Source organism: Janthinobacterium sp. LM6 (genome assembly GCF_002002885.1).
GTDB lineage: Bacteria > Pseudomonadota > Gammaproteobacteria > Burkholderiales > Burkholderiaceae_D > Janthinobacterium > Janthinobacterium kumbetense.
In genome coordinates, this window is record NZ_CP019510.1 from 4,088,444 (window position 1) to 4,109,168 (window position 20,725).

Annotated in this window: 23 protein-coding genes and 1 pseudogene; 5 read left to right on the forward strand and 19 right to left on the reverse strand. The window is 64.5% G+C overall.

Annotation, left to right across the window (positions count from 1 at the left end):
* Window positions 1–18 precede the first annotated feature (18 nt).
* The 3 genes from BZG29_RS17940 (at window position 19) to BZG29_RS17950 (ending at window position 2,865) form a co-directional block, all read left to right on the forward strand.
* Window positions 19–453, forward strand: a complete 435-nt coding sequence (locus BZG29_RS17940; protein WP_077405795.1) for a putative toxin-antitoxin system toxin component, PIN family — start codon at window positions 19–21, stop codon at window positions 451–453.
* Window positions 454–536: 83 nt separating this feature from the next.
* The gene (locus BZG29_RS17945) at window positions 537–1,715 is read left to right on the forward strand and encodes a pyridoxal phosphate-dependent aminotransferase (protein WP_150130981.1); all 1,179 of its coding nucleotides are present in this window, start codon (window positions 537–539) and stop codon (window positions 1,713–1,715) included.
* A 46-nt stretch (window positions 1,716–1,761) separates the two neighbouring features.
* Window positions 1,762–2,865 carry an HD domain-containing phosphohydrolase gene (locus tag BZG29_RS17950; RefSeq protein ID WP_077405801.1) on the forward strand — a complete coding sequence of 368 codons (1,104 nt, stop codon included), beginning with the start codon at window positions 1,762–1,764 and terminating at the stop codon, window positions 2,863–2,865.
* 28 nt (window positions 2,866–2,893) lie between these two features.
* Here the strand turns inward: BZG29_RS17950 and BZG29_RS17955 are convergent, their stop codons facing one another.
* Window positions 2,894–3,352 carry a nuclear transport factor 2 family protein gene (locus tag BZG29_RS17955; protein WP_077405804.1) on the reverse strand — a complete coding sequence of 153 codons (459 nt, stop codon included), beginning with the start codon at window positions 3,350–3,352 and terminating at the stop codon, window positions 2,894–2,896.
* A gap of 229 nt (window positions 3,353–3,581) precedes the next feature.
* A complete protein-coding gene (locus BZG29_RS17960) occupies window positions 3,582–4,322 on the reverse strand; it encodes a DUF2625 family protein (RefSeq protein WP_253192627.1) in 741 nt (246 codons plus the stop codon).
* Window positions 4,323–4,529: 207 nt separating this feature from the next.
* Here BZG29_RS17960 and BZG29_RS17965 point away from each other — a divergent pair, with 207 nt between their 5' ends.
* Together BZG29_RS17965 and BZG29_RS17970 are read left to right on the forward strand one after the other, a co-directional pair.
* A complete protein-coding gene (locus tag BZG29_RS17965) occupies window positions 4,530–5,381 on the forward strand; it encodes a helix-turn-helix transcriptional regulator (protein ID WP_077405810.1) in 852 nt (283 codons plus the stop codon).
* 29 nt (window positions 5,382–5,410) lie between these two features.
* On the forward strand, window positions 5,411–6,445 hold the full coding sequence (locus BZG29_RS17970; protein ID WP_077405812.1) for a serine hydrolase: 1,035 nt from the start codon (window positions 5,411–5,413) through the stop codon (window positions 6,443–6,445).
* Window positions 6,446–6,452: 7 nt separating this feature from the next.
* Here BZG29_RS17970 and BZG29_RS17975 read toward each other — a convergent pair whose 3' ends face one another.
* The 17 genes and pseudogenes from BZG29_RS17975 to BZG29_RS18050 all read right to left on the reverse strand — a co-directional run bounded on the left by BZG29_RS17975 (window position 6,453) and on the right by BZG29_RS18050 (window position 20,598).
* A complete protein-coding gene (locus tag BZG29_RS17975) occupies window positions 6,453–7,355 on the reverse strand; it encodes an alpha/beta hydrolase-fold protein (RefSeq protein WP_253192628.1) in 903 nt (300 codons plus the stop codon).
* Between the two features lie 25 nt (window positions 7,356–7,380).
* On the reverse strand, window positions 7,381–8,448 hold the full coding sequence (locus BZG29_RS17980; protein ID WP_253192629.1) for a tetratricopeptide repeat protein: 1,068 nt from the start codon (window positions 8,446–8,448) through the stop codon (window positions 7,381–7,383).
* A 17-nt stretch (window positions 8,449–8,465) separates the two neighbouring features.
* Entirely contained in the window at window positions 8,466–9,371 is a 906-nt protein-coding gene (locus tag BZG29_RS17985; protein WP_077405818.1) for an AAA family ATPase, read from the reverse strand.
* Window positions 9,372–11,156, reverse strand: coding sequence for a pilus (MSHA type) biogenesis protein MshL (mshL, locus tag BZG29_RS17990; RefSeq protein WP_077409164.1), 1,785 nt, complete (start codon window positions 11,154–11,156; stop codon window positions 9,372–9,374).
* Window positions 11,157–11,194: 38 nt separating this feature from the next.
* Window positions 11,195–11,584, reverse strand: a complete 390-nt coding sequence (locus tag BZG29_RS17995) for an MSHA biogenesis protein MshK (protein ID WP_253192630.1) — start codon at window positions 11,582–11,584, stop codon at window positions 11,195–11,197.
* A complete protein-coding gene (gspM, locus tag BZG29_RS18000) occupies window positions 11,569–12,252 on the reverse strand; it encodes a type II secretion system protein GspM (RefSeq protein ID WP_077405821.1) in 684 nt (227 codons plus the stop codon). Before gspM ends, BZG29_RS17995 begins: the two co-directional genes overlap by 16 nt.
* Window positions 12,252–12,932 carry a PilN domain-containing protein gene (locus BZG29_RS18005; protein WP_077405824.1) on the reverse strand — a complete coding sequence of 227 codons (681 nt, stop codon included), beginning with the start codon at window positions 12,930–12,932 and terminating at the stop codon, window positions 12,252–12,254. The genes gspM and BZG29_RS18005 overlap by 1 nt, the downstream gene beginning before the upstream one ends.
* On the reverse strand, window positions 12,929–13,888 hold the full coding sequence (locus BZG29_RS18010) for an agglutinin biogenesis protein MshI (protein ID WP_077405827.1): 960 nt from the start codon (window positions 13,886–13,888) through the stop codon (window positions 12,929–12,931). The genes BZG29_RS18005 and BZG29_RS18010 overlap by 4 nt, the downstream gene beginning before the upstream one ends.
* 131 nt (window positions 13,889–14,019) lie before the next feature.
* Window positions 14,020–14,472: a hypothetical protein gene (locus tag BZG29_RS18015; protein ID WP_077405830.1), complete on the reverse strand. Its 453-nt coding sequence runs from the start codon at window positions 14,470–14,472 to the stop codon at window positions 14,020–14,022.
* Entirely contained in the window at window positions 14,469–15,356 is an 888-nt protein-coding gene (locus tag BZG29_RS18020) for a prepilin-type N-terminal cleavage/methylation domain-containing protein (protein WP_077405833.1), read from the reverse strand. Before BZG29_RS18020 ends, BZG29_RS18015 begins: the two co-directional genes overlap by 4 nt.
* Entirely contained in the window at window positions 15,353–15,910 is a 558-nt protein-coding gene (locus tag BZG29_RS18025; protein ID WP_077405836.1) for a type II secretion system protein, read from the reverse strand. Before BZG29_RS18025 ends, BZG29_RS18020 begins: the two co-directional genes overlap by 4 nt.
* Entirely contained in the window at window positions 15,900–16,553 is a 654-nt protein-coding gene (locus BZG29_RS18030; protein ID WP_253192631.1) for a Tfp pilus assembly protein FimT/FimU, read from the reverse strand. Before BZG29_RS18030 ends, BZG29_RS18025 begins: the two co-directional genes overlap by 11 nt.
* Before the next feature lie 45 nt (window positions 16,554–16,598).
* A complete protein-coding gene (locus BZG29_RS28685; protein ID WP_150130982.1) occupies window positions 16,599–17,072 on the reverse strand; it encodes a prepilin-type N-terminal cleavage/methylation domain-containing protein in 474 nt (157 codons plus the stop codon).
* A gap of 79 nt (window positions 17,073–17,151) precedes the next feature.
* On the reverse strand, window positions 17,152–17,598 hold the full coding sequence (locus tag BZG29_RS18040) for a hypothetical protein (protein ID WP_253192632.1): 447 nt from the start codon (window positions 17,596–17,598) through the stop codon (window positions 17,152–17,154).
* A gap of 6 nt (window positions 17,599–17,604) precedes the next feature.
* Window positions 17,605–17,658: pseudogene (locus BZG29_RS28750) on the reverse strand (prepilin-type N-terminal cleavage/methylation domain-containing protein); the annotation flags it as partial.
* Window positions 17,658–18,893: a type II secretion system F family protein gene (locus BZG29_RS18045; RefSeq protein ID WP_077405845.1), complete on the reverse strand. Its 1,236-nt coding sequence runs from the start codon at window positions 18,891–18,893 to the stop codon at window positions 17,658–17,660. The gene BZG29_RS18045 and the pseudogene BZG29_RS28750, both read right to left, overlap by 1 nt.
* A 1-nt stretch (window position 18,894) precedes the next feature.
* On the reverse strand, window positions 18,895–20,598 hold the full coding sequence (locus BZG29_RS18050; RefSeq protein ID WP_034781098.1) for a GspE/PulE family protein: 1,704 nt from the start codon (window positions 20,596–20,598) through the stop codon (window positions 18,895–18,897).
* Between the last annotated feature and the right edge of the window lie 127 nt (window positions 20,599–20,725).

Consider the following 20,725-nt stretch of genomic DNA (forward strand, 5'->3'; position numbering starts at 1 on the left):
CAGAATAGAATTGCCGACATGATACCTGCTCCACAAAAACTCGTCCTCGACACCAACGTTTGCCTCGACCTGTTCGTCTTCAACGACCCGCGCTGGGCGCCCCTGCTGGCGGCCATGGAAAGCGGCGCCGTGCATGCCATCACGCGTGAAGATTGCCGCGCGGAATATCTGGTCGTATTGCATTACAAACATCTGCCGCTCGATGAAGCCAGCCGCGCCGTTGCCGCCGCCCGCTTCGACGCCCACATCACGGTCGTGGCGCCTTTCGCTTCCAGCGTGCGCCTGCCCGTCTGCACGGACAAGGATGACCAGAAATTCCTCGAACTGGCGCGCGACGCCAACGCCGACATCCTCATCACCAAGGACAAGGCGCTGCTGAAACTGGCCCGCAAGACGGCCAAGGCCGGCATGTTCAGGATCATGGTGCCGGAAGGCTGGGCCTTGCCGGACTGAGCCGCCAAAGCCCCGCACACAAGGGGGCGCGCTGCGCTAGAATGGGAAACGATTCCACTTTCCGCACCGCGCCCCTACCGTTCATGAACAGCCCGTCCCTGCCCCACCTGACTCCCACCCTGACCACCCGTTTGCCGCTGGTGGGCACCACCGTGTTTACCCGCATGTCCAGCCTGGCGGCCCAGCATGGCGCCGTCAACCTGGGCCAGGGCTTTCCCGATTTCGATTGCGACCCGGCCCTGGTCGAGCTGGTCGGCGACGCCATGCGCGCCGGCCACAACCAGTACCCGATGATGACGGGCGCCGCGCCCCTGCGCGAAGCCATCGCCGCAAAAAACGCCAGCCTGTACGGCCACGGCTATGACGCGGGCACGGAAATCACCGTCACGGCCGGCGCCACGCAGGCGCTCACCACCGCCATCCTGTGCTGCGTGCATCCGGGCGACGAAGTCATCGTCATCGAACCGGCCTACGACAGCTATCTGCCCGCCATCGCGCTGGCCGGCGGCGTGCCCGTGCTGGTGTCGATGCAAGTGGGAGAACAAGGCTACAGCGTGCCGTGGGACAAGCTCGCCGCCGCCGTCAGCAGCAAGACGCGCTTGATCATCATCAACACGCCGCACAATCCGACGGGGACGATTTTGCGCCCGGCCGATATCGCCGCGCTGGCCGACATCGTGCGCGGCACGCAAATTTTAATATTGTCCGACGAAGTGTATGAGCACATGGTGTATGACGGCGTGCCGCACGCGTCGCTCGCGCGCCACCCGGAACTGGCGGCGCGCAGCTTCATCGTGTCCAGCTTCGGCAAGACGTATCACGTGACGGGCTGGAAGGTCGGCTATGTGGCGGCGCCCGCGGCCCTGATGGCCGAGTTCCGCAAGGTGCACCAGTACAACGTGTTTACCGTCAACACGCCGATGCAGCACGGCATCGCCGGCTACATGGCGAATCCGCAGCCCTACCTGGACTTGCCCGCGTTTTACCAGCGCAAGCGCGACCTGTTCCGCGACGGCCTGGCGGGCAGCCGCTTTACCCTGCTGCCGGCCGACGGCACGTATTTCCAGTGCGTGCGCTACGATGCCATTTCGCAAGAAACCGAAGCGCAGTTCGCCGAATGGCTGACGGCGGAAATCAAGGTGGCCGCCATTCCCGTCTCCGCGTTTTACACGCAGGGCAAGGAGTCGGGCATCGTGCGCTTCTGCTTTGCCAAGAAAGACGAGACCTTGCGCCTGGCGCTGGAGCGCCTGCGCAGCATATAACCGAGCACTGAACATGGCTTCGCTGCAGCGGGGCAAAGGATGACAGATGGTACAGCGTCGCATCGGCCCGGCCGACCTGGTTCCCGGCGAACCCCTGCCCTGGGATCTGTTTTTGGCTGACCATAGTGCCGGCCCGCAACTGCGCAAGGGGCAGATCATCACGGATGGCACGCAGCTGGGCCGTTTGCTGCAGCTGGGCCTGTACGTGGGCGCGCCGGACCAGCCCTCCGTCTTGCGCTTGCTCAATGAGGCGGCGCAGCGCCTGGAACGGCTGCTGCTGGACTTGCGCAGCGAAAGCAATGCCGAGCGCGACGTGCGCGATATCGCCCGCGAACTGCTGCGCGCGCTCGAACACGACGCCGACATCGCCTTGGCCAGCATCCTGCTCAACCAGATCGCCGGCAGCTACGCCGTGCGCCACTGCATCGAAACGGCCTTGCTGGCCATGCTGGTGGGCCGCGGCATGCACAAGTCCCACGATGAACTATTATTGATCGGCGCGGCCGCGCTGACGATGAACGTGGGCATGCTGCGCCACCACGACAGCTTCCAGGACCGGCGCGGTCCCCTGAACGACGAAGAAATGCGCATCGTGCGCCTGCATCCGCAGGAAAGCACGGAATTGCTGCGCTGCGCCGGCGTCGACGACGAGGAATGGCTCAGTTGCGTACTCTTGCACCATGAAAACGACGACGGCAGCGGCTACCCGCAGGGGCGCACGGCCGATGAAATCCTGCAAAACGCCAAGCTGATCGGCCTGGCCGACCGCTATTGCGCGCGCGTCTCGGCGCGCAACTATCGCCGCTCCATCGTGCCCGACCAGGCGCTGCAGCACATCTTCCTCGACCAGGGCGTGCCCATCGACCCGCTGCTGGGCGAGCAATTCGTCAATCTGCTGGGCAAGTATCCGCCCGGCACCCTGGTACGCCTGCGCAGCGGCGAACTGGGGGTGGTGACGCAACGGGGCGCCGGCCACGTACATCCGCTCAGCGACCCGCTGGGCGCGCCGCTGGCCGCTGCCGAGCTATCGCAGATGACGCCGCGCGACACGGGCGACAGCCAGTTCGCCATCGTCTCGTCGCTGCACGAAGACGATGCCGGCATGCATTTCAGCATGCGGCACGTGTGGGGCGACGAGGCGCGGCTGTAGGCTGGCCGGGCGCCAGGCACGGCTCACTTCACGGTTTCGGCGGGCGGATGCCCGTGTACTGTGCGCTGACCAGCAGCCATTGCTCGCCGACAAGCCGAGCGACATAGCCGGCGCGCAGGGCGAAGCTGCGGGCAGCCCCTTCCTGATTGAGCCGGTAGGACAGCCGCGCCGAGATGAGCGCCGTATCGCCAAACAGGCGCACCACCGGTTCATCGACCTGGAGCTGGGGACTCGGCCGCTTCTGCTCGGGCGCGTAGAAGGACAGCATTTTTTCACGCGCGTCCACCTCGCCGACCGGCGATATTTCCACATAATTCTCCGCCGTGATGGCGTTCAAGGCGGCTTGATCGAAGCTATTCTGCGCCTGCGCATGGTGCTGCACCAAAGCGACCAGTTCGGCGTCGGCGGGAGCCGCCTGCGCGCTGCCGATGGCGCCCAAGGCGCCCAGCAGGCAAGTGGAGAGGACATGTGGAAGGGTCAATTTCATGCGTATTCATCCTGATCGAGGTCATGGGGAAGCGTCCGATGCCTGCCGCGGCAATATCGGACACCCGCTTGCGGGCAACTCATCATGGAGAAGCCCACCGTATGCTATCCCCTTGCCCTATGCTCGCGCCTGCCATTGCGACAAAGCGCTTGAATCGGGGATTGAAACGCCATTTCGCCGGCGCGGGGTGCGCATGGCGATGCGTTCAAAGACGCCCGCAAGCCATGCCTCAGCGCGCGTCCGCAGGCGCATCCAGCAACTTCTGTTGCAGATCAAGGTTGAGCGCCCACTGCTCTTGCACGGGAATGGCGCGCCGCGAACTGGTCTTGAGGGAACCCTCTTGCGTCCACAGGAATGGATAAAAATTCAGGCAGAGGTCACCGGGCAAGGGCAATTCGGGCAATTCCTCAAAGCCATGCGCGTCGCCGGACTGCCGGCCGTAAAACTGCCGCAACTGGCTGGTAAAAGCCCATTCGACAAACGCCGTGTAGCCGATCTCCAGCGCTTCCCACTCCAGTGTCTCGGGGGCAAGGTAATAAAGCTGGCCCTGATCGGGGCCGAGCGCGCCGCCGTTGAGGGCAAAAAAGCCGCCCAGCACGTCATCGGCCACCAACAGAAAACCGTCGGCCTTTCCTTCGTTCCAAGTAGCAATGTTCCGTTCCAGCTTGTCATGGCCCGAGCCCAGTATGCGCAGCCAGCCGCCATCCACCAGGATGCCCCCCGTTTCATAGGCGATCGCACCGAGGGGTGAGCGCGTGGTGATCTGCAGGCTCAGCAGCACATCCTCCCTGCCGGCCGAAGGTGGCAGCAATTCCACCGGCAAGTCGGCCTCGCTGGCCCATTGTTTGATCAGCGGAAATGCCGGGTCTTCACTATCGAGTAATTCATTCAATGTACGCATGTAATCTGACCTTATCGATGACCGCTTGCGGCGGCCGGTGAGTGCATGACGAAGCTGGCGCTTGCCCATGGCGTGATCCGGTATCAATGATGCAAACTGGACACTTTGCAAATTTTACACAGATACACCGCTGCACGGCCGCACGTCTGCCACGGAACGCCAGCTTGATGCCGCGCAACTCCCGTGCATTCCCCTGTATCGACCGTTCATCCTGCGCCTGGCGCCATTCGTCGGCCCGCGCTGGCCTGGCCTGGCGGCCGCACATACCATGTCGATATGACCACTCCACTCCAGTTCAAGTCCGGCCAGTTCTATGGCGACGTGCATCACGGCGCGCGCGGCAGCATCTTCGATATCCGCCGCCTGAAGGCCACGCGCGGCGAGGATGAAGTCGAAACGCACCGGCATGACGATGCCCACTTCGTTTTTGTTCTGTCCGGCACCTATATTTCCAGCGCCCTGCACGCCCCGCCGCGCGCGCCTTCGCCCACCCTCGTCTTCAATCCTGCCGGCACGACGCACCGCGACCGCTTCGTCGATGGCAAGGGCAGTTTCATGACGGTATCGCTCGACCCTGCCCTGCTGTCGGGCGCCGAGGAATTGCATGCGGCCCAGGAGTGCGCCAGCGTGTTGCGCGATACGGCCAGCGCAGCGGCCGCGTTCCGGCTCGCGCGCGAAGTGGGCCGCGGCGGCGATGGCGCCCTGCTCGAAGCGGGTGCGTGGGAGATGCTGGCCAGCCTGCACAAGGCGCCCCGGCAGGCGCGCCCCGCCCTGCCCGGCTGGGCGCACCAGGCGTATGCAGCCGTGATGGACCTGGCCAATGACACGCACCTGCGCATCGCCGACGTGGCCGCCGCCCTGGAGGTGCATCCCGTGCACCTGGCCCGCGTGTTCCGCCAGGCCTGGGGCTGTTCGCCGGGCGACCTGCTGCGCTGGCGCCGCGTCGACCAGGCCAGCGGCCTGCTGCGCCGCCCGGAACTGAGCATGGCCGAGGTGGCGCTGAGCGTGGGCTTTGCCGACCAGAGCCACATGACGCGCGCCTTCCAGGCCCGCTACGGCATGACGCCCAGCAACTATCGCCGCCAAATGTTTCAAACGTCCAAGACAATGCCCAATTTACAAGACTAGACTGCACTTTTCCAACTCAGGAGCACACCATGTTGCGATATTTACCCCTTCTTCTCGCCTTCGGCAGCAGCGTCCACGCAGGCGAACTGGACGGCGTCACCACCGCCATCGAAGCGGGCGACTTCAAGCAGGTCACCAGCGTCGTGGTGGCGCAGCATGGCAAGCTGCTTTACGAACACTACTTCGACAAGGATGGCGCCGAAAGCCTGCGCAACACGCGCTCGGTGGGCAAGACGGTGGCCGGCATGCTGGTCGGCCTGGCCATCGAGCGCAAGCTCCTGCGCGCCGACACCCCCGTGCTGCCGTATTTTCCGGAACTGCGCCCGCTGGCCTACGCCGACCCGCGCAAGGACAAGATCACGGTCGAGGATTTCCTGACCATGAGCTCGCTGCTTGAGTGCGACGACGACAACCAGCATTCGCGCGGCAATGAAGAGCGCATGTATCTGGTGGAAGACTGGAGCCGCTTCGTGGCCGACTTGCCGATCCGCGGCTTTCCCGAATGGCAGCCCCGCCCCGAGCAATCGCCGTACGGCCGCGCCTGGAGCTATTGCACGGCCGGCGTAACCCTGCTGGGACCGCTGCTTGAAAAGGTGAGCGGCCAGGGCGTGCCGGACTTCGCCGCCGCCAACCTGTTCCAGCCGCTTGGCATCGACAAGGTGAAATGGCAATTCCAGCCCAAGGGCAGCGCCATGACGGGCGGCGGCTTGCAGCTGCGCAGCGTGGACCTGATGAAGCTGGGCCAGCTCTACCTCGACGGCGGGCGCTGGCATGGCAAGCAGGTGATGCCGGCGGAATGGGTCAGGCGCTCGATCGCGCCCCATGCCAACGCGCGCGAAGGCATGGACTACGGTTACCTGTGGTGGCTGCAGCCGTTCACGGCGAATGGCCGCACGGTGCAAAGCTACGGCATGGCGGGTTCCGGCGGCAATAAAGTGCTGGTATTGCCGGAACTCGATGCCGTGGTCGTCATCACCACGACCAACTTCCAGGTGCGCGACGCCCATGGCCTCAGCGAAAAATTGCTGACCAAGCTGATCCTGCCGGCATTGATGCGCCCGTGAGCGCCCGTCATTTTGCGGACGTCAAATATGCCCGCAAGCCATGCGTGAGCACGAAAGGAAACACGCTCGCGTGATCTTCATCCGCGAAGACGCGCAAGCGCGTCTTCAGGCCGGGGAACTTGCGCGATGTCAACTTTCCATCGAATTCGCGCAAGTCGGCCAGCATGTCGGCCTCTTCCTCCGCACGCGAACGTTTCTTGCCCGCCGCCAACTTTTCCAGGCCGCCGATGCCGAAGAACACGGACGCCGGCAAGTCCTTGTGGCTGGCCGCATACGCCTGTTCGCGGTCGAACATGACGCCGGCGTCGTACCACAGCGACGGGCTGCCGAGGATGTAGTGCTCGAAGGTGCGCGGTTCCGTCAGCAGGAATTGCAGGCCCAGCAGGCTGCCGTACGAGTGGCCGATAAACACCTTGCGCTGCATGTTCGCGCGATAGTGCTGCGCAATAAAGGGAAACACCTCGCCCGAGATGAACTGGCCATATGCCTTCGCTTCGCCGAACGCCGGCTGCCGTCCCGGCATGTCCGAGCGGTAATCGTGCTTGCGCGGCGTGGTGGGCGTGTAGTCGCGACGGCGGCTGTACACCCCGCCATCGCCGTTGGCGTACGACAAGCCGACCACGATGACTTCTTCCATCCCCGCATGCTTGTTCAGGCGCTGCGCGATATTGCGCACGATGGCAAACGAATAATTGGCATCGACGACGAACAGCACCGGATAGCGCTTATTGCCCTGCCGATAGGAATCGGGCAAGGCGACATACAGCTGGTAGTCGCGCTTCAAGGCTTGCGCGCGGATATCGCGCACTTCCGTATTTTCAAGAACGTAGCTGGCAGGGGCGCTGGCGGGCGCGGCCTGGGTGCTGCCGGCCAGGCAGCACAGGACGATGAGCAGATGCAGAGGCGTCAAGCTGTTTCTTTCATTGAGGTCAAAATTACTTCGCCGCAGCCGCCGTCAACTGCACCAGCTTGCGCTCGACGAACGCCTGCAGCTGCGGCGACAGGGTTTGCAAGCCCTTGGCCCGCTCGAACGCCTGGCGCGCCTGGGCCGGGTGGTTGTCCGCTTGCAAGGCGATGCCGAGACCCATCCACCAGACGCCGTTGTCGGGCGCCGCCTGCAGGGCCAGCTGGTAGTGGTCGGCCGCTTCGCGGTAGCGCTGCTCGCGCTGCAGCACGCCGGCCAGGAAGGCGTGATACTCGCCGCTGTCGCTGGCGTAAGGCAAGCTGCGCATGAGGGTATCGAGGGCCGCCGCGCCGCCGTTGGCCTTGTCCAGCTGCAAACGGGCCAGCATCATCGCCTGCGCCGGCTGTTTCGGGTCCAGCGCCAAACTCAGCTGCAACTGGCGGGCCGCCTCGTCGGGACGCTGCGCTTCGAGCAGCAGGCGCACCAGCGTTTCGCGCGCGCCCTGGTGGCGCGGATCGAGCTGCAGGGTCTGCTGCAAGGCCAGCATGGCGTCGGACACGCGCCCATCCTGCAACTGCGCCAGCGTGCGCCGGTATTCATTCTCCACGCGCTGCTGCGGCGTGACTTGTTTTCCATCAATGATGCGTTCGCTGGCGACAGGCACTGCCGTCTTCACCACGGGCGCCACGGCAGGCTTGGCCGGCTTTGCAGTCATGCGGCGCAGATCCTCAGCGCGCAGGCTGGCTGGCGCAACCGTCTCCTCGGCCTGGAACACGGGCTCGGGTTCCGCCGCCGGGGCCGCCGCCACGGGCGCGGGAGCAACGGCCGCAGGCACAGGGACTGGGACTGGGACTGGCACCGGCGCCGGAACCGGATTGCTGGCCACATTCACCAGCACGGGCGGCACGGGCGGCCGTTTCAGGTAGACCCAGCCCAGGGCGATGGCGGCGGCCGTCAGGCCGGCCGCGCCGCCGAAAACGAGCGCGCGCGAAACGCCCCGCTCGCGTTCGGGCACGGAGCGGATGCCGGCCGCGTCGCCGCGTCCATCGGGGGTGCCGCGGGCATCGAGGTCTTGCAACATCTTGTTAATCAGGCTCATCTACAGGCTCATCTTCGTCATCGGTTCAATAAAGTCCAGCTTGCGCCGCAGGCAGCGGCCAGCACGCCGGCGCCCGCCAGCCACGGCCACGGCCGCTGCCAGAAGGGCCGAGGCTTGCTGGCCAGGGTATCGCTGGCGGCCAGCGCCACGTGGCGCCCGCTCACCTGCTGCCGCCCTTCGCCATACGCCACCATCAGCGCCTTGTGCGCCATGATGTTGATCAGGCGCGGGATGCCGCCGGAAGCCTTGTACAGCTTGCTCACGCCGCCACGGCTGAACAGGCGCGCGCCGTCGAAACCGGCCACGCGCAGGCGGTGCGCCACATAGAAATCCACGTCGTCGCGCGACAAGGGCCCCAGGTGATAGTGAAAGGTGATGCGCTGCGCCAACTGGCGGATTTCCGGCAGGGCCAGCTTGACGTCCAATTCCGGCTGGCCGAACAGCACGATCTGCAGCAGCTTGCGCTTTTCCGTTTCCAGATTCGTCAGCAGGCGCAGCGCTTCCAGGCTGTCGACGGGAATCGCCTGCGCTTCGTCCAGGCACAGCAGCACGCGCTTGCCCTGCGCCGCCAGGTTGAGCAAACGCAAGTTGAGCGACTTGAGTAGTTGATGCTGATCAGCATCTTTCTCCAGCAACACATCAAGGTCGTCCGCCAGGGCCAGGATCAGCGAACGGGGCGGCAAGTTCGGATTCGGGATGTAGGCCGTGACGAAGTCCGGTCCCAACGATTGCATGAACTTGCGGCACAAAAAGGTTTTACCAGTCCCCACTTCGCCAGTGATCTTGATGAAGCCCTCGCCATTGCGCGCCGCCACCAGCAGGGTGTTGAGCGCCTTTTGCGACTGCGGGCCGTTGAAGAAGAAACTGGTATCGGGCGTGAGGCCGAACGGCGCCTCGCGCAAGCCGAAATGGGCCTGGTACATTTAGCGCCGCTCCGACGGACGGCGCGGGTCGAGCGCCTCGATGCGCTTGCCCGAATCGAGCAAGTCCTCGTTCCAGCTGTTGGCGCCGTCGACGATGGTGGGCTTGATCAGCACCACCAGCTCGCGCTTCTGGATCACCTGCCCCGTGTTGCGGAACAGCGCGCCCAGCACGGGAAGGTCGCCCGCGCCCGGCACTTGCGAGCGGTCCGCCGTCGTCGCCTGGCGCATCAGGCCGCCGATGGCGACGATGCGGCCATCCTGGCTGCGCACCATGCTGTCCATCTCCGACGTGCTGGAGGCGGCCAGCGGCAGTTTCAGCGAGCCGGCGCTGCCCAGGTCGATTTCCTTGCTGATGGTCGACACCTGGCTGACGGACGGGTGCACGTGCAGGATGATGTTGCCATCCGCATCGATCTGCGGCGTCACGTCCAGCACCACGCCGGAAAAGAACGGCTGCAAGGTCACATTGGGGCTGGTGGTGGCGCCGCTGGCCGTCGTATTCGTCGTGGTCGACACGCCCGTCACGTAAAACTCGTCGGTGCCGATCTTCAGCACGGCCTTCTGGTTATTCATGGTGGCAATGCGCGGGCTCGACAGCACGTGCACGGAGCCTTGCGATTCCAGGAAGGAAATCATCGCCGCGAAATTGGCCGTCTGGAAGGCCAGGCCGAACATGGAACCGGCCGAGTTCGCCGCCGAGCTGAGGCCAAAGCCGCTGCTGGCCGTCAAGCCGCTGCCATTCGTCATGTTGGGCGGCTGGCCGCCATTGAACGGCAGCGGCGCCAGCGTGCCGCCCGGCTGGATGAAGCCCGTCGAGATGCGGTTCGTGTGGCCGCTCTTGATCGAGGCGAACGAGGCCCAGTTGATGCCCGTCTGCGTGTTGTCGTTGAGCTCGACCTCGAGGATTTTCGCTTCCAGGATCACCTGGCGGTCGACGGACAGTTGCGTGGCCTTCAGGTACATGTCGACATTGCGCAACTCTTCCGGCATGGCGCGGATGACGATCACGCCCGATTGCGGGCTGAGCACCACTTGCCGGCCGCCGTCGCTGCTGCCGACGATGGCTTCCAGCGCCGCCCTCAATTCCGGCCAGAAATCCGCCGTCGACGAGGTGGTCAGGTTGCTGCTGTCCAGGGTGCGGCCGCCCTGGCCGCCGTTCGTCTGCTGGTTTTGCTCGTTGTTCTGGTTATTGCCCTGGTTGTTATTGCCGCTGTTGCCCGAGCCGCCCGAATTGGTCGAGCCGACGGAACCGACCGACGTCGACGAGACGCGCAAGTTGGAACTGCCGCGGCGCGCGCCCGTCAGGTAATTGACGTGGAACAAGCGCGTCTGCATGGTCAGGGGCTTGATATAGATCTGCGTGCCCTCGACCTTGTAATCGTAGCCATACAGTTCGCGCACGGCGTCGAGCGCCTGGAACAGCGTCACGTCCTTCAGGTTGGCGGAAATCGTGCCGCCGATGTCGGGATGGACCAGCATGTTGTAGCGCGTGCCGGCGACGATAGAGGTGAAGAACTGGCGCGCCGGCACATTGTTGAAAGCCACGTTGAAGCGCTCGTCGAGCGCGGCGCGGGCCTTCGGCAATTGCTGGGCCAGGGCCGCCACGGGCGGCAGCAGCGCCGCTTCCACGGCGTCCGGCTGGGCCGCTGGCGCCGTGGTGGCCGCCGCGCCCTTGACGGCATCGGTGATCGCATTATAGGTGTCGCGCTTGACGGGCGCGACGTTGCAGCCGCCCAGGCCCAGGCTGACGCTGATGACAGCCGCCATCGTACTGATCTTGAACATGCTCGCCTTGTGTTGATTGAGTTGCTTGGCCACTTCTTCTACTCCTGCTTGCGGTCGGTCTTGCGATCGGTCTTATTGTCGGTCTTGCTGCTGGGGTACAGCTTGAAGGTTTCCAGTGATTTGCCACGCCGCAACAATACGGCCGTGTCGCGGATTTCCACCACCACGGCGTCGCCCACCTTGCCGCCCACCTTGACCGTCTGGCCATCGATGACGGCCAGGCGGCGCCCGCCCGGCTGGGTGGAGATGAGCACCGATTGCAGCTGCGGCCGGGCCGCGACGACGGGCGCGGCGCTGGCGGGCGCCCACAGGGCCGCGGGCGGACGCGTCGGGTCGTCGAGCGCCTGCGCCTGCGCGTCCGGCGATGCCAGGCTCAGCATCAAGACAGGCGCCAACAGCGCGGAACCCAGGGTCAGAGTGCGATCCATGTATCGTCCATGCTGAGGGTATGTAAGGTCAGGGTCAGGGTGGCGCCCGGGTAGCTGGCAGCGTCGAGGTGGGCGGCGCCCCAGAAGACGCGCGTCGGCATCGCTTGCAGCGCCTGCATGTATTGCACCATGTCCGCATAGCTGCCTTGCAGCACCACTTCCACGCCGTGCTGGTGCAGCAACGGTGCCGGGGTCGCCGCCCTGGCCGCCGCATCGCCGTTCGCGCTGTCGGCCTGGCGCGCGCCCACGGCGCTGGCAGGCAGGGTTTTCAGCGACACCACGCGCAGCCCGGCATGCCGGCGTAGCAGGTGTTCGAGCAAGGTGACCATGCGCTCGGGCGCCACCAGGCCATGCTGTTTCTCGCGCAGCGCCCGCGCCAGGGACGCCGTTTCCGCCTGCAAGGCCAGCAGGCGCGTGCGCGCTTCCCGGTCGGGATCGGTGGCATGGGCCAGCATGGTCAGCTCGATTTCCTTGTCGGTGGCCGTCAACAGGCTTTGTTTTTGCGCAATGCTCGCCTCCAGCGCGGCGCGTTTCGCCAGCAGGGGATTGAAGCTCATGAAATAAAACACGAACAGGACGGCGGCCGCACCGGCGCCGAACACCATCAGCCGCTCGCGCAGGCTGAGGGCGTCGAAGGCGGCGGCCCATTTCTTCAGCAAGGGCAGCATCAGCGTGTTCCTTCCGTAACAGGTTTCGGCGGCGAGGCAGGCCCGGCCGGGCCGGCGGCGCGGTCGGCCGACTGCAGGCTGAACGCGACATACGGCAGGCCAGGCGCCTTGCCCTCGGCCACGGCCGGCTGCCCGGGCTGGCCAATGTCGAGGCTGGCGAAGGTCTTGCCTTTCAGTACCTCCTGCTGGCCCAGGCGCGTGATGTACGCGGGCAGCAGCGACGCGTGCAAGGCGCGGCCCTGCAAGCCGAAGTCATTGCCGGCGCCGGCAATATCCACGCCCGTCAGCCATACGCCCTCGACCCGCGCCTGCGCCAGCGCGCGGAAATAGCCGGCATAGCCGAGGGTATTGCCCAGCTTGCCGCTTTCCAGCACGTTCGACGCATCCTGCAGCAGCTGGCGCTGCGCCTCGACGGCCGCCAGTTCCTGCGCCAGCGCGGGATCTTTCTTGCGTGGAGGGAAATCGCGCAGCGTCTGGTCGCGCTTCGCCTCGCCTTGCGCCAGCGCCGCCTTGACGCCCGCTTCGCGCTGCTCCAGGCCGGCCATTGCCTGCTGGGCCAGCACGCCCACGGCCAGCAGGGCCAGCGCCAGGCCGCCCAGGGCCAGCCCGGCCGTGCGCGCCGACATATGGTGTTTTTGCAGTTCAAACTGGGGATTGAACAGATTGATCTGCTGGCTCATGCGCCCTTCCCTTCGTGCTTGCCCGGATGCAAGCCAACCTCGCGCAAGCCGGCGCCGATGGCCAGGAAGTAGCGCGCCTGCATGGCGGGGTCGCGCAATTCGGCGGCCTGCGACAAGTCCAGCACCGTGGCCAGGTCCAGCTGCTCGACCGGCATGTAGAGATTGTCGGCCAGATAGGCGTGCAAGCCATCGGCCGCGCCCGTCATCAGCATCAATCGGGCCAGCGAAATGAAATGGAACTGGCGGTCGAAGTGGTCGAACGAGCGCTGCAGTTCCAGGGTGACGCGGTCGTAGTACTGGCTGGCGTCGGGCGACTGCAATTGCGTCAGGGTCACGTCGATGCGGCGCGCCTGGTACAGCTCGCCGTTGAAACTCATGGTCAGCAAGCCGCCGTCGCCATCGAAATACAGCACGGCGATGCCGCGTCCCGGCGTTTCCAGCAAGGTGGCGATATTACGCTGCGCCATCTCGGGGATATCGATCACGGACAGGCCGATCTTGCATTCGGCGTACAGCGCCTGGCGCCGCGATACGGCACTGTTGCGCGCGGCGACGGCAAACACGCTGCTGCCCCGCTGGGTGCCGTTCGGGTCGCCGGGGATGTCGAACACGTCGATGGTGGCTTCGGCCAGGGGAAAGTCCAGCATGTCCTTCAAGCGCCAGCCCACGGCCGTCTTCAGCTCCTCGCGCGGCACGGCAGGCGCTTCCAGCGACAGCAACTGGTATTCGCCGCCGGCCAGCACGGTGGTGCAGTGGCGCGCGGCCGCCTGCACATCCTTGCCCAGTTTTTCCAGCACCTCGGCCGGCGCCGGCCGCGCGGCCGCCTGGTAACTGGCGCCCAGCACGCGCGGCATGCCGTCGGCGGGACGTTCGACAACGACGGCGCTGACGCCTTCCCGGCCAAACGCCGTGGCCAGCCAACCCTCATACTTCCTTGCTCTTGCGAATAAACCCATGCGACCTATCCAGTGTAAGTGCCTGCCCGATCTTGTCGCGCAGTTAATGCATCCAGCCAATTTTAATTCATGAAGCCAACTTTATTGTGTAAAAACAATAAATTAGCGATCTTTTTTTCATGCAGTTGACCTTACTGCGACAGCACGGCTTGCAGGCGGCGCTGGACATAGTCGGGGTTGTTGCCCGGATTCGGACAGCCGGCCGCGCCAGGCTGGTTGCAGGCCGTGGCCGTGATGGTCCAGCTGGTCAAGGTGCCGGGCCCCGTGGCCATGCTGCATTGCACGGTGACGCGGAAGGCCGACAGCGTCGTGCCCGCCGGCAAATTGAAATCAGCCGGGCCGATGCACGCCGCGCCAGCCGTCAAGCCGGCGCTGATCTGTTTCTGCAGCCCCCATTCGAGACCGGCGCGGGCGGCCTGTTCGGCGCGCACGCCCTGCACGTCCATGGCCGATTCCGTCTGCTGGAAAGTGGAGATATTCACCATCACGGCCGCCAGCGCGGCCAGCACCACCAGCAGGAAAATGGCCGTGACGAGGCTGAAACCGCGCATGCGGCCGGCGCGGTGGCGCAGCAGGCGCCTCATGGCGTATTCCTCGCCTGTACCTGTTGCACCAGGCGCAGCACGCCCGTATTGCTGTTCGCCGCGCCCAGGCTCAGGTCGATATTCACCAGACCCCGCTGCACGTTGGCCAAAATGCCATAGCTGAAACGGCAAGCCGTCACCTGGCGCGCCAGCTGGGCGCCCCCCTTCAAGTCCGCCGCAACCGGCTGGGTGGCCTGGATGGCATAGCCGGCGTAACGGGTCAAGGTGCCGGTCGCCAGATCGCACGCATAGGTGACGGGCGTCGACACCACCTGGAAGCGGTTCGATGGCGATGGCAGCGGCGCCGGCGCCGTCGCGAAAGGATAGCTGCCCAAGGTGACGACGTTGCCGGACACGGCCGTCACGGGCGCGCGGTTGCAGCCATTCGCCGCGCTGCAGGCATACGCATTGTTCGGCGCGTACTCCCCGCCCAGGTTGTAGACGACGATCTGGTCGCCCACGCTGATCGCCTGGCGCGCGCCCAGCGCATTGGCGGGCATGGCGCCGACGACGCTAAAGTTCAGAGGAAGGCCGGGGTCGGGAGGGGTCTCGAAACTCAGCACGTTGCCCAGTCCCGACGGATCGCTGTCGCTCAGGTAGCGCCCGCCCGTCTTGGTCAGCAGCAATTCCAGGAACAGGCCGTCGTTCGACACGCGCACGCTGTTGGGCAGGGCCAGGCGCACGTCGCGCGTCAGGCGGCGCGCCGCCGTGTCGGCCGCATCGGCCAGCACCGCGCGCGCCGCGACATCCATATAGCCTTGCACGGGCACGCGGATGAAGACGGCGACCATGGCGCCGATGATGCCCGTGATGACGATCACGATGACCATCTCGACGAGGGTAAAGCCGCGCGGGCGGCGCCTGATGTTGAGGATAGTTTTCATGGAATGCTGTTCGGCGCATAGCGCACGCGATAGCCGTCGAGCACGATCTGCTGGTCGGCATACGGCACGACCACCTGGATATGCAGGCTTTCCGTGGCAGGCAAGCCGTTCAGGGCTTGCTCGGTGATCGTCACCAAGGCAGTGTATTTCTGGGTGGGGCTGGCAGCCCAGGCATTACCCTGGGCATCCGTCTTGTACTCCGTGGCCGTGCCATACGCGCTCACGTAATCGTTGACGTTGTCGAACGGCCGCCCCGCGCCGTTCGCCTCTTCCCCCGGCCCTTCCGGGACGGCGCAGCCAGCCGGGCTGGCGGCCGTTTGCGCGGCCGGGTCTTGCGGATCGCAATAGGTAAACCGCGCCAGCTGGATTTCTTCCAGCATGCTTTCGGCAATCGCCAGCGCCTGCTTGCGCAGCTGCGGGTCGGCGCTGCGTTTCGTCGTCAGGCTCATCACGCCCAGGATGGCGGCCGAGGCCAGGCCGACGATGACGATGAACAGCACCAGTTCGATCAGGGTCACGCCGCGCTCACGCCGGCGCCGCTGGCTAGTGGACATAGCCGGTCTCCCCTTCGACCGTGACGTCGCGCTTCGTGCCATCGCCCTGGATGCTGATGTTCAGCTGCGCGGGGAAGGTCGATACGGCAGGAAACACATCGCCCTTCGCATATGGCTGGCCCAGCGCATCGAAATAAAAGCCCGCCGTATTGAGGGGAGCGGTGGACATGGTCACGCCGGACGGACGGCCTTCGCACAGCCAGTTGGTCACCGTGCAATACTTCAAGGTATCCTTGCTGCCGCTGTTCCTGCCCGTGGGCGGCACCACTTTCTGCTCATCGCTGCAAACGGCATCGAAGCACAGGGCCACGCTGTCGGCATCGATGCGCACAAACACGGCACGGTTTTGCGCCACCGCAAGCTTTTGTCCATAACGCACGATATTCGTCACCTGGTCGGTAAAACTGCGCGCATCAAAAGTGTCGCGCTGGAAAAACCGGTTGACGGCAAAGGTCGCCAGCAAGCCCGCCAGCACCAGCACGGCCACCAGCTCGATCAAGGTGAAGCCGCGCGCAGCCGCGCGCAGCAGGGGGCGTGGCGGCCCTGCTTGGCGATGCGGGAAGACTGTCGGTGGCTGCTGCAATGGATGGCCCGTAAAAAAGCCCAACGGGCTGGCGCCTGGGGTTGGGCTGGTGGTGCGCAAGCAAGGCCGGGCGTGGCCGGGCCTTGCTTGCAGAGTGCTCAAAAATTACTTACACGTGGTGGTAGTTGCCGCAATGGACACTACCGGGGCGACAGTCGCCGTTGGGACGGGGTACGTGACCGAACATGTCGTGCGCGTTGCATCAGGGGTCACGACGAAACCAGCGGTAGTTGTGATCACGTAATCAGGAGTGGCAATACCCGCAGCCAGTCCAATCCCGGCGGCATCGGCCGTAGGATAGCCACCTACCCCGGTAATCGCCTGACCTTCCATCTTCACCGAGTTGCCATCGGCGGGCGAACCGCTCACCAGCCACTGCGCATGGTACAGCGCCGCGCCTGCCTTGAGGGCGCCAGCGGCCGCCTGCATCTTGGCCACGCGCGCATCGGTCGACATGTCGATGAATTTAGGAATCGCCGTGGCGGCCAGGATGCCCAGGATCACGATGACGACGATCAGTTCGATCAGGGTAAAACCTGCCTGGGCGCCGCTTTTCATACTACGTAAAGACTTGTTCATTCTTGCTTTCTCCAAAATCAAATAAAAAACTTCAAAACCAACGCCATGACACTGTCGCTGCACCGGACCAGGAAGCGCGTCAGTTGGCTGCCGAGTCCGGCGATTTCCACACCACGATATCGGGTTCCTGGGCGAGCTTGTCAAGATCGGCATCCGCACGTGGCAAGATTACCTTAAATTTCACTAAATCAACCCTTTTACTGGGAAAAATATTGCCATTACTAAACAAATAGATGATTTTTTGCTCTTTTTTATCGTACAACCAATTCCCCGCAGGCAATTTCTCAAGCTCCGGCTGCGCAAATTCGCCCAGATAGTTGGCCGGCTTATCCATCAGCCAGTCGAACGGGTTTTGCCGCGCCAGCGCCGGCAACTGGTCGCGCCGGTCCGCCAGGTACAGGTGCAGCACCTGCACGCGCAAGCTGGTGCGCAGGACGCCCAGCATCTGCGCCACGGCCACCTGCTGTGCCTGCTGCTGGTAATAGCTGACCCGGTTCAGGAACACCCCCGTCAGGATGGCGAACACGCCCGCCGCCACCGCCAGCTCGAACAGGGTGAAACCGCGCTGGCGGAACGGTTTTGCCATCAGTGCAGGGCCGCCCGGCCCAGGTCCCAGATCGGCAGGAAGATGCCCAGCGCCAGCACCAGCACCATGGCGCCGAGGAAGACGATCAAGATCGGCTCGATCTGCGCCGACAGGGTTTTCAGCTCGTAGTCGACTTCGCGCTCGTACATGTCCGCGATCTCGTCCATCAGGTCGTCGAGCGAACCGGATTCCTCGCCCACGGCGATCATCTGCAGCACCACGGGCGTGAAGACGCCGGCCGCCACGGAGGTGCGCAAGATGCTTTCGCCCCGCTCGACGCCGTCGCGCATCTGCTCCACGCGCGCGCTCAGATACGTGTTGTCGACCGTTTGCGACACCACCGTCAGCGCCTGCACGATGGGCACGCCGCTCGTGCTCGACAGGGCAAAACTGCGCGCGAAGCGGGCCATCGTGCCCTTCAGGATGATCTTGCCGGCGATCGGCAGGCGCAGCTTGGCGCGGTCCCACTTATATAGACCCTCTTTCGTGCGCAGCCAGGCGCGCCAGCCGAAAAAGCCGCCCACGCCCAGCATCAGCAATATCGGCCAGTACGCCACGGTAAAGCGCGAGGTACCGATCAGGATGCGCGTCATCAAGGGCAGTTCCGCATGGAAACTGGCAAAGACCTTCTCGAACTGGGGAATGACGAAGATATTCACCACGATCATGGCGGCCAGCATGGCGAAAACGACGAAGGTCGGGTAGCGCGTCGCCGTTTTCACGCGCGCGCGCATGTCGCGGTCGAATTCCAGGTGGTTGAACAGGCGCAAGAACACTTCATCGAGCCGGCCCGTCATTTCGCCCACGCGCACCATCGACAGGTAGAACGGCGTGAAGATGGCGGGATGGCGCGCCATGGCGGCCGACAGTTCGCGCCCCGCATCGAGCGACTCGCGCACATCCTTGATGATGCGCCCGAACGCGGGGCTGATGGCGGACTCCTGCAGGCCGGCCAGGCCGCGCATGATGGGCACGCCCGCTTTCAGCAGAGTGTACAGCTGGCGGCTGAACAGCTGCACGTCCATGGGCGTGACCTTTTTCTCGGTCAGCTTGTCCCACCAGCCCAGCTGGTTGGCGCCCGCCTTCGTCACCGTCTGTTTCGTGGCGCTGATGTCGACGGGCGTGCTGCCGCCCGCCATCAATTGGTCGGCCACGGCGCCGCTGTCGGCGCCTTCCATGACGCCGGTCAACAGTTCACCGCTGGCGCTGCGCGCCTTGTAGGAGAAAAACGGCACCTCAATCCTCGCTCTGGTTGCTGATGCGCATCGCTTCCATCACCGTCGTGCGGCCCTGGACCACCAGCTGCACGGCGTGGCGGCGCAGGGTTTCGCCCGCCATCTGCGCCGTCGCCACCTTCATGAAGTGGGAAGGATCGGCATGGTTGGCGGCATCGGCCACGGCGCGCGTGATTTCCAGCAATTCGTACACGCCCGTGCGGCCCCGGTAGCCCATGCCGTTGCAATGCGAACAGCCCTTGCCGTGGAAATACTGGTTGCGCTCGACCAGCTCGCCCAGTTCCAGGCGCAGCCATTCGTATTCGTTCGGCGTGGGCGCGTAGGGCGTGCTGCAGCTTTCGCAGATCACGCGCACCAGGCGCTGCGCCAGCACGGCTTGCAGCGAGCTGCCCACCATGTAGCGGGGCACGCCCATGTCCATCAGGCGCAGCGGCGTGCTGATGGCGTCGTTGGTATGCAGGGTCGACAGCACCAAATGGCCCGTCATGGCGGCGCGCAAGCCGATTTGCGCCGTTTCCTGGTCGCGCATCTCGCCCACCAGCACGATGTCGGGATCTTGCCGCAGGGCCGAGCGCAGCACCCTGGCGAAATTCAGCTCGATCTTGTCGTTTACTTGCACCTGGTTAATACCCGGCAAGCGGTACTCGACGGGGTCTTCCACCGTGATGAGCTTTTTTTCCACGGAATTGAGCTCGGACAAGGCGCAGTACAAGGTCGTCGTCTTGCCGCTGCCGGTCGGCCCCGTCACCAGCACGAGGCCGTTCGGGCGGCTGACGATGGCGCGGAATTGCGCCACCAGCGCAGGCGGCATGCCGATGGCGTCCAGGCGCAAGGTCGTGCCGCCCTGGTTCAGCAGGCGCATCACCACCGATTCGCCGTATTGCGTCGGCATGGTGGAAATACGCACGTCGATGCGCTGGTTTTTCACGCGGATGGCGAAGCGGCCATCCTGCGGCAAGCGCTTCTCGGAAATATCGAGGTCCGACATCAGCTTTAAACGCAGCGCCAGCGAACTGGCGATCTTGCTGTCCGCTTCCGTCTGCAGGTGCAGCACGCCGTCGATGCGGAAACGGATCTGCAGCCGGCCTTCCTGCGGCTCGATGTGGATGTCCGAGGCGCGCACCTGGGTGGCATCCTCGAACACGGATTGCAGCAGCTTGACGATGGGCGCCTCTTCCAGGCCCGGATTGGCGGCCAGCGCGCCGAAGTCGACGGACACGTCGCCCAGGTCCTGCTCCAGCTCGCGCGTCAGGGTGGAAATGTCTTCCGTGCGGCGGTAAATGCGGTCGATGGCGGCCAGCACTTCCGTCTCATTGACGACGGCCAGTTCGATATGGCGCTTGACCAGGCGCGAGATTTCATCGTACGCGAACAGGTCCGTGGGATCGGACATGCCGACCAGCAAACCCTCGCGGCGGTCTTCCAGCACCAGCGCGCGGAAGCGCCGCGCCTGGGTTTCCGGCAGCAGCCGCACCAGTTCGGGATTGATGTTGAAAAACTTCAGGTTGATGTAGGGAATGTCGAGCTGGCGCGCCAGGGCGCCCGAAATCTGCTCTTCCGTGACGAAGCCGTGCTCGACAAAAACGCGGCCCAACTTGCGTCCCGAACGCTTCTGTTCCGTCAAGGCCTGGCCCAACTGTTCTTCCGTCAGCAATTTCTGCTGCACCAAAATCTCACCGAGCCGGACTTTCTCTGGCCTTGCCATGCTTGCTCCTCGACAAATTTTTCAAACGATGCACGCCAGCGGCGCGCGCAGGTATTTTATTCCAGAACCTGTTGTTTCTTAAAGAAAATACATTCCATCATTTGATTTTTGCGCATTTCAACACTCG

What these genes read in the sequence shown, in the direction of transcription:
- BZG29_RS18005 (WP_077405824.1), bottom strand. Translation starts at nt 12,932, where the DNA reads ATGAGCCAGCAGATCAATCTGTTCAATCCCCAGTTTGAACTGCAAAAA.
- BZG29_RS17940 (WP_077405795.1), top strand. Translation starts at nt 19, where the DNA reads ATGATACCTGCTCCACAAAAACTCGTCCTCGACACCAACGTTTGCCTC.
- BZG29_RS17945 (WP_150130981.1), top strand. Translation starts at nt 537, where the DNA reads ATGAACAGCCCGTCCCTGCCCCACCTGACTCCCACCCTGACCACCCGT.
- BZG29_RS17980 (WP_253192629.1), bottom strand. Translation starts at nt 8,448, where the DNA reads ATGAGCCTGATTAACAAGATGTTGCAAGACCTCGATGCCCGCGGCACC.
- gspM (WP_077405821.1), bottom strand. Translation starts at nt 12,252, where the DNA reads ATGCTGCCCTTGCTGAAGAAATGGGCCGCCGCCTTCGACGCCCTCAGC.
- BZG29_RS17955 (WP_077405804.1), bottom strand. Translation starts at nt 3,352, where the DNA reads ATGAAATTGACCCTTCCACATGTCCTCTCCACTTGCCTGCTGGGCGCC.
- BZG29_RS17950 (WP_077405801.1), top strand. Translation starts at nt 1,762, where the DNA reads ATGGTACAGCGTCGCATCGGCCCGGCCGACCTGGTTCCCGGCGAACCC.
- BZG29_RS17995 (WP_253192630.1), bottom strand. Translation starts at nt 11,584, where the DNA reads ATGGATCGCACTCTGACCCTGGGTTCCGCGCTGTTGGCGCCTGTCTTG.
- BZG29_RS17965 (WP_077405810.1), top strand. Translation starts at nt 4,530, where the DNA reads ATGACCACTCCACTCCAGTTCAAGTCCGGCCAGTTCTATGGCGACGTG.
- BZG29_RS18050 (WP_034781098.1), bottom strand. Translation starts at nt 20,598, where the DNA reads ATGGCAAGGCCAGAGAAAGTCCGGCTCGGTGAGATTTTGGTGCAGCAG.
- BZG29_RS18025 (WP_077405836.1), bottom strand. Translation starts at nt 15,910, where the DNA reads ATGTCCACTAGCCAGCGGCGCCGGCGTGAGCGCGGCGTGACCCTGATC.
- BZG29_RS28685 (WP_150130982.1), bottom strand. Translation starts at nt 17,072, where the DNA reads ATGAACAAGTCTTTACGTAGTATGAAAAGCGGCGCCCAGGCAGGTTTT.
- mshL (WP_077409164.1), bottom strand. Translation starts at nt 11,156, where the DNA reads ATGTTCAAGATCAGTACGATGGCGGCTGTCATCAGCGTCAGCCTGGGC.
- BZG29_RS18010 (WP_077405827.1), bottom strand. Translation starts at nt 13,888, where the DNA reads ATGGGTTTATTCGCAAGAGCAAGGAAGTATGAGGGTTGGCTGGCCACG.
- BZG29_RS17960 (WP_253192627.1), bottom strand. Translation starts at nt 4,322, where the DNA reads ATGGGCAAGCGCCAGCTTCGTCATGCACTCACCGGCCGCCGCAAGCGG.
- BZG29_RS17985 (WP_077405818.1), bottom strand. Translation starts at nt 9,371, where the DNA reads ATGTACCAGGCCCATTTCGGCTTGCGCGAGGCGCCGTTCGGCCTCACG.
- BZG29_RS18015 (WP_077405830.1), bottom strand. Translation starts at nt 14,472, where the DNA reads ATGAGGCGCCTGCTGCGCCACCGCGCCGGCCGCATGCGCGGTTTCAGC.
- BZG29_RS18020 (WP_077405833.1), bottom strand. Translation starts at nt 15,356, where the DNA reads ATGAAAACTATCCTCAACATCAGGCGCCGCCCGCGCGGCTTTACCCTC.
- BZG29_RS17970 (WP_077405812.1), top strand. Translation starts at nt 5,411, where the DNA reads ATGTTGCGATATTTACCCCTTCTTCTCGCCTTCGGCAGCAGCGTCCAC.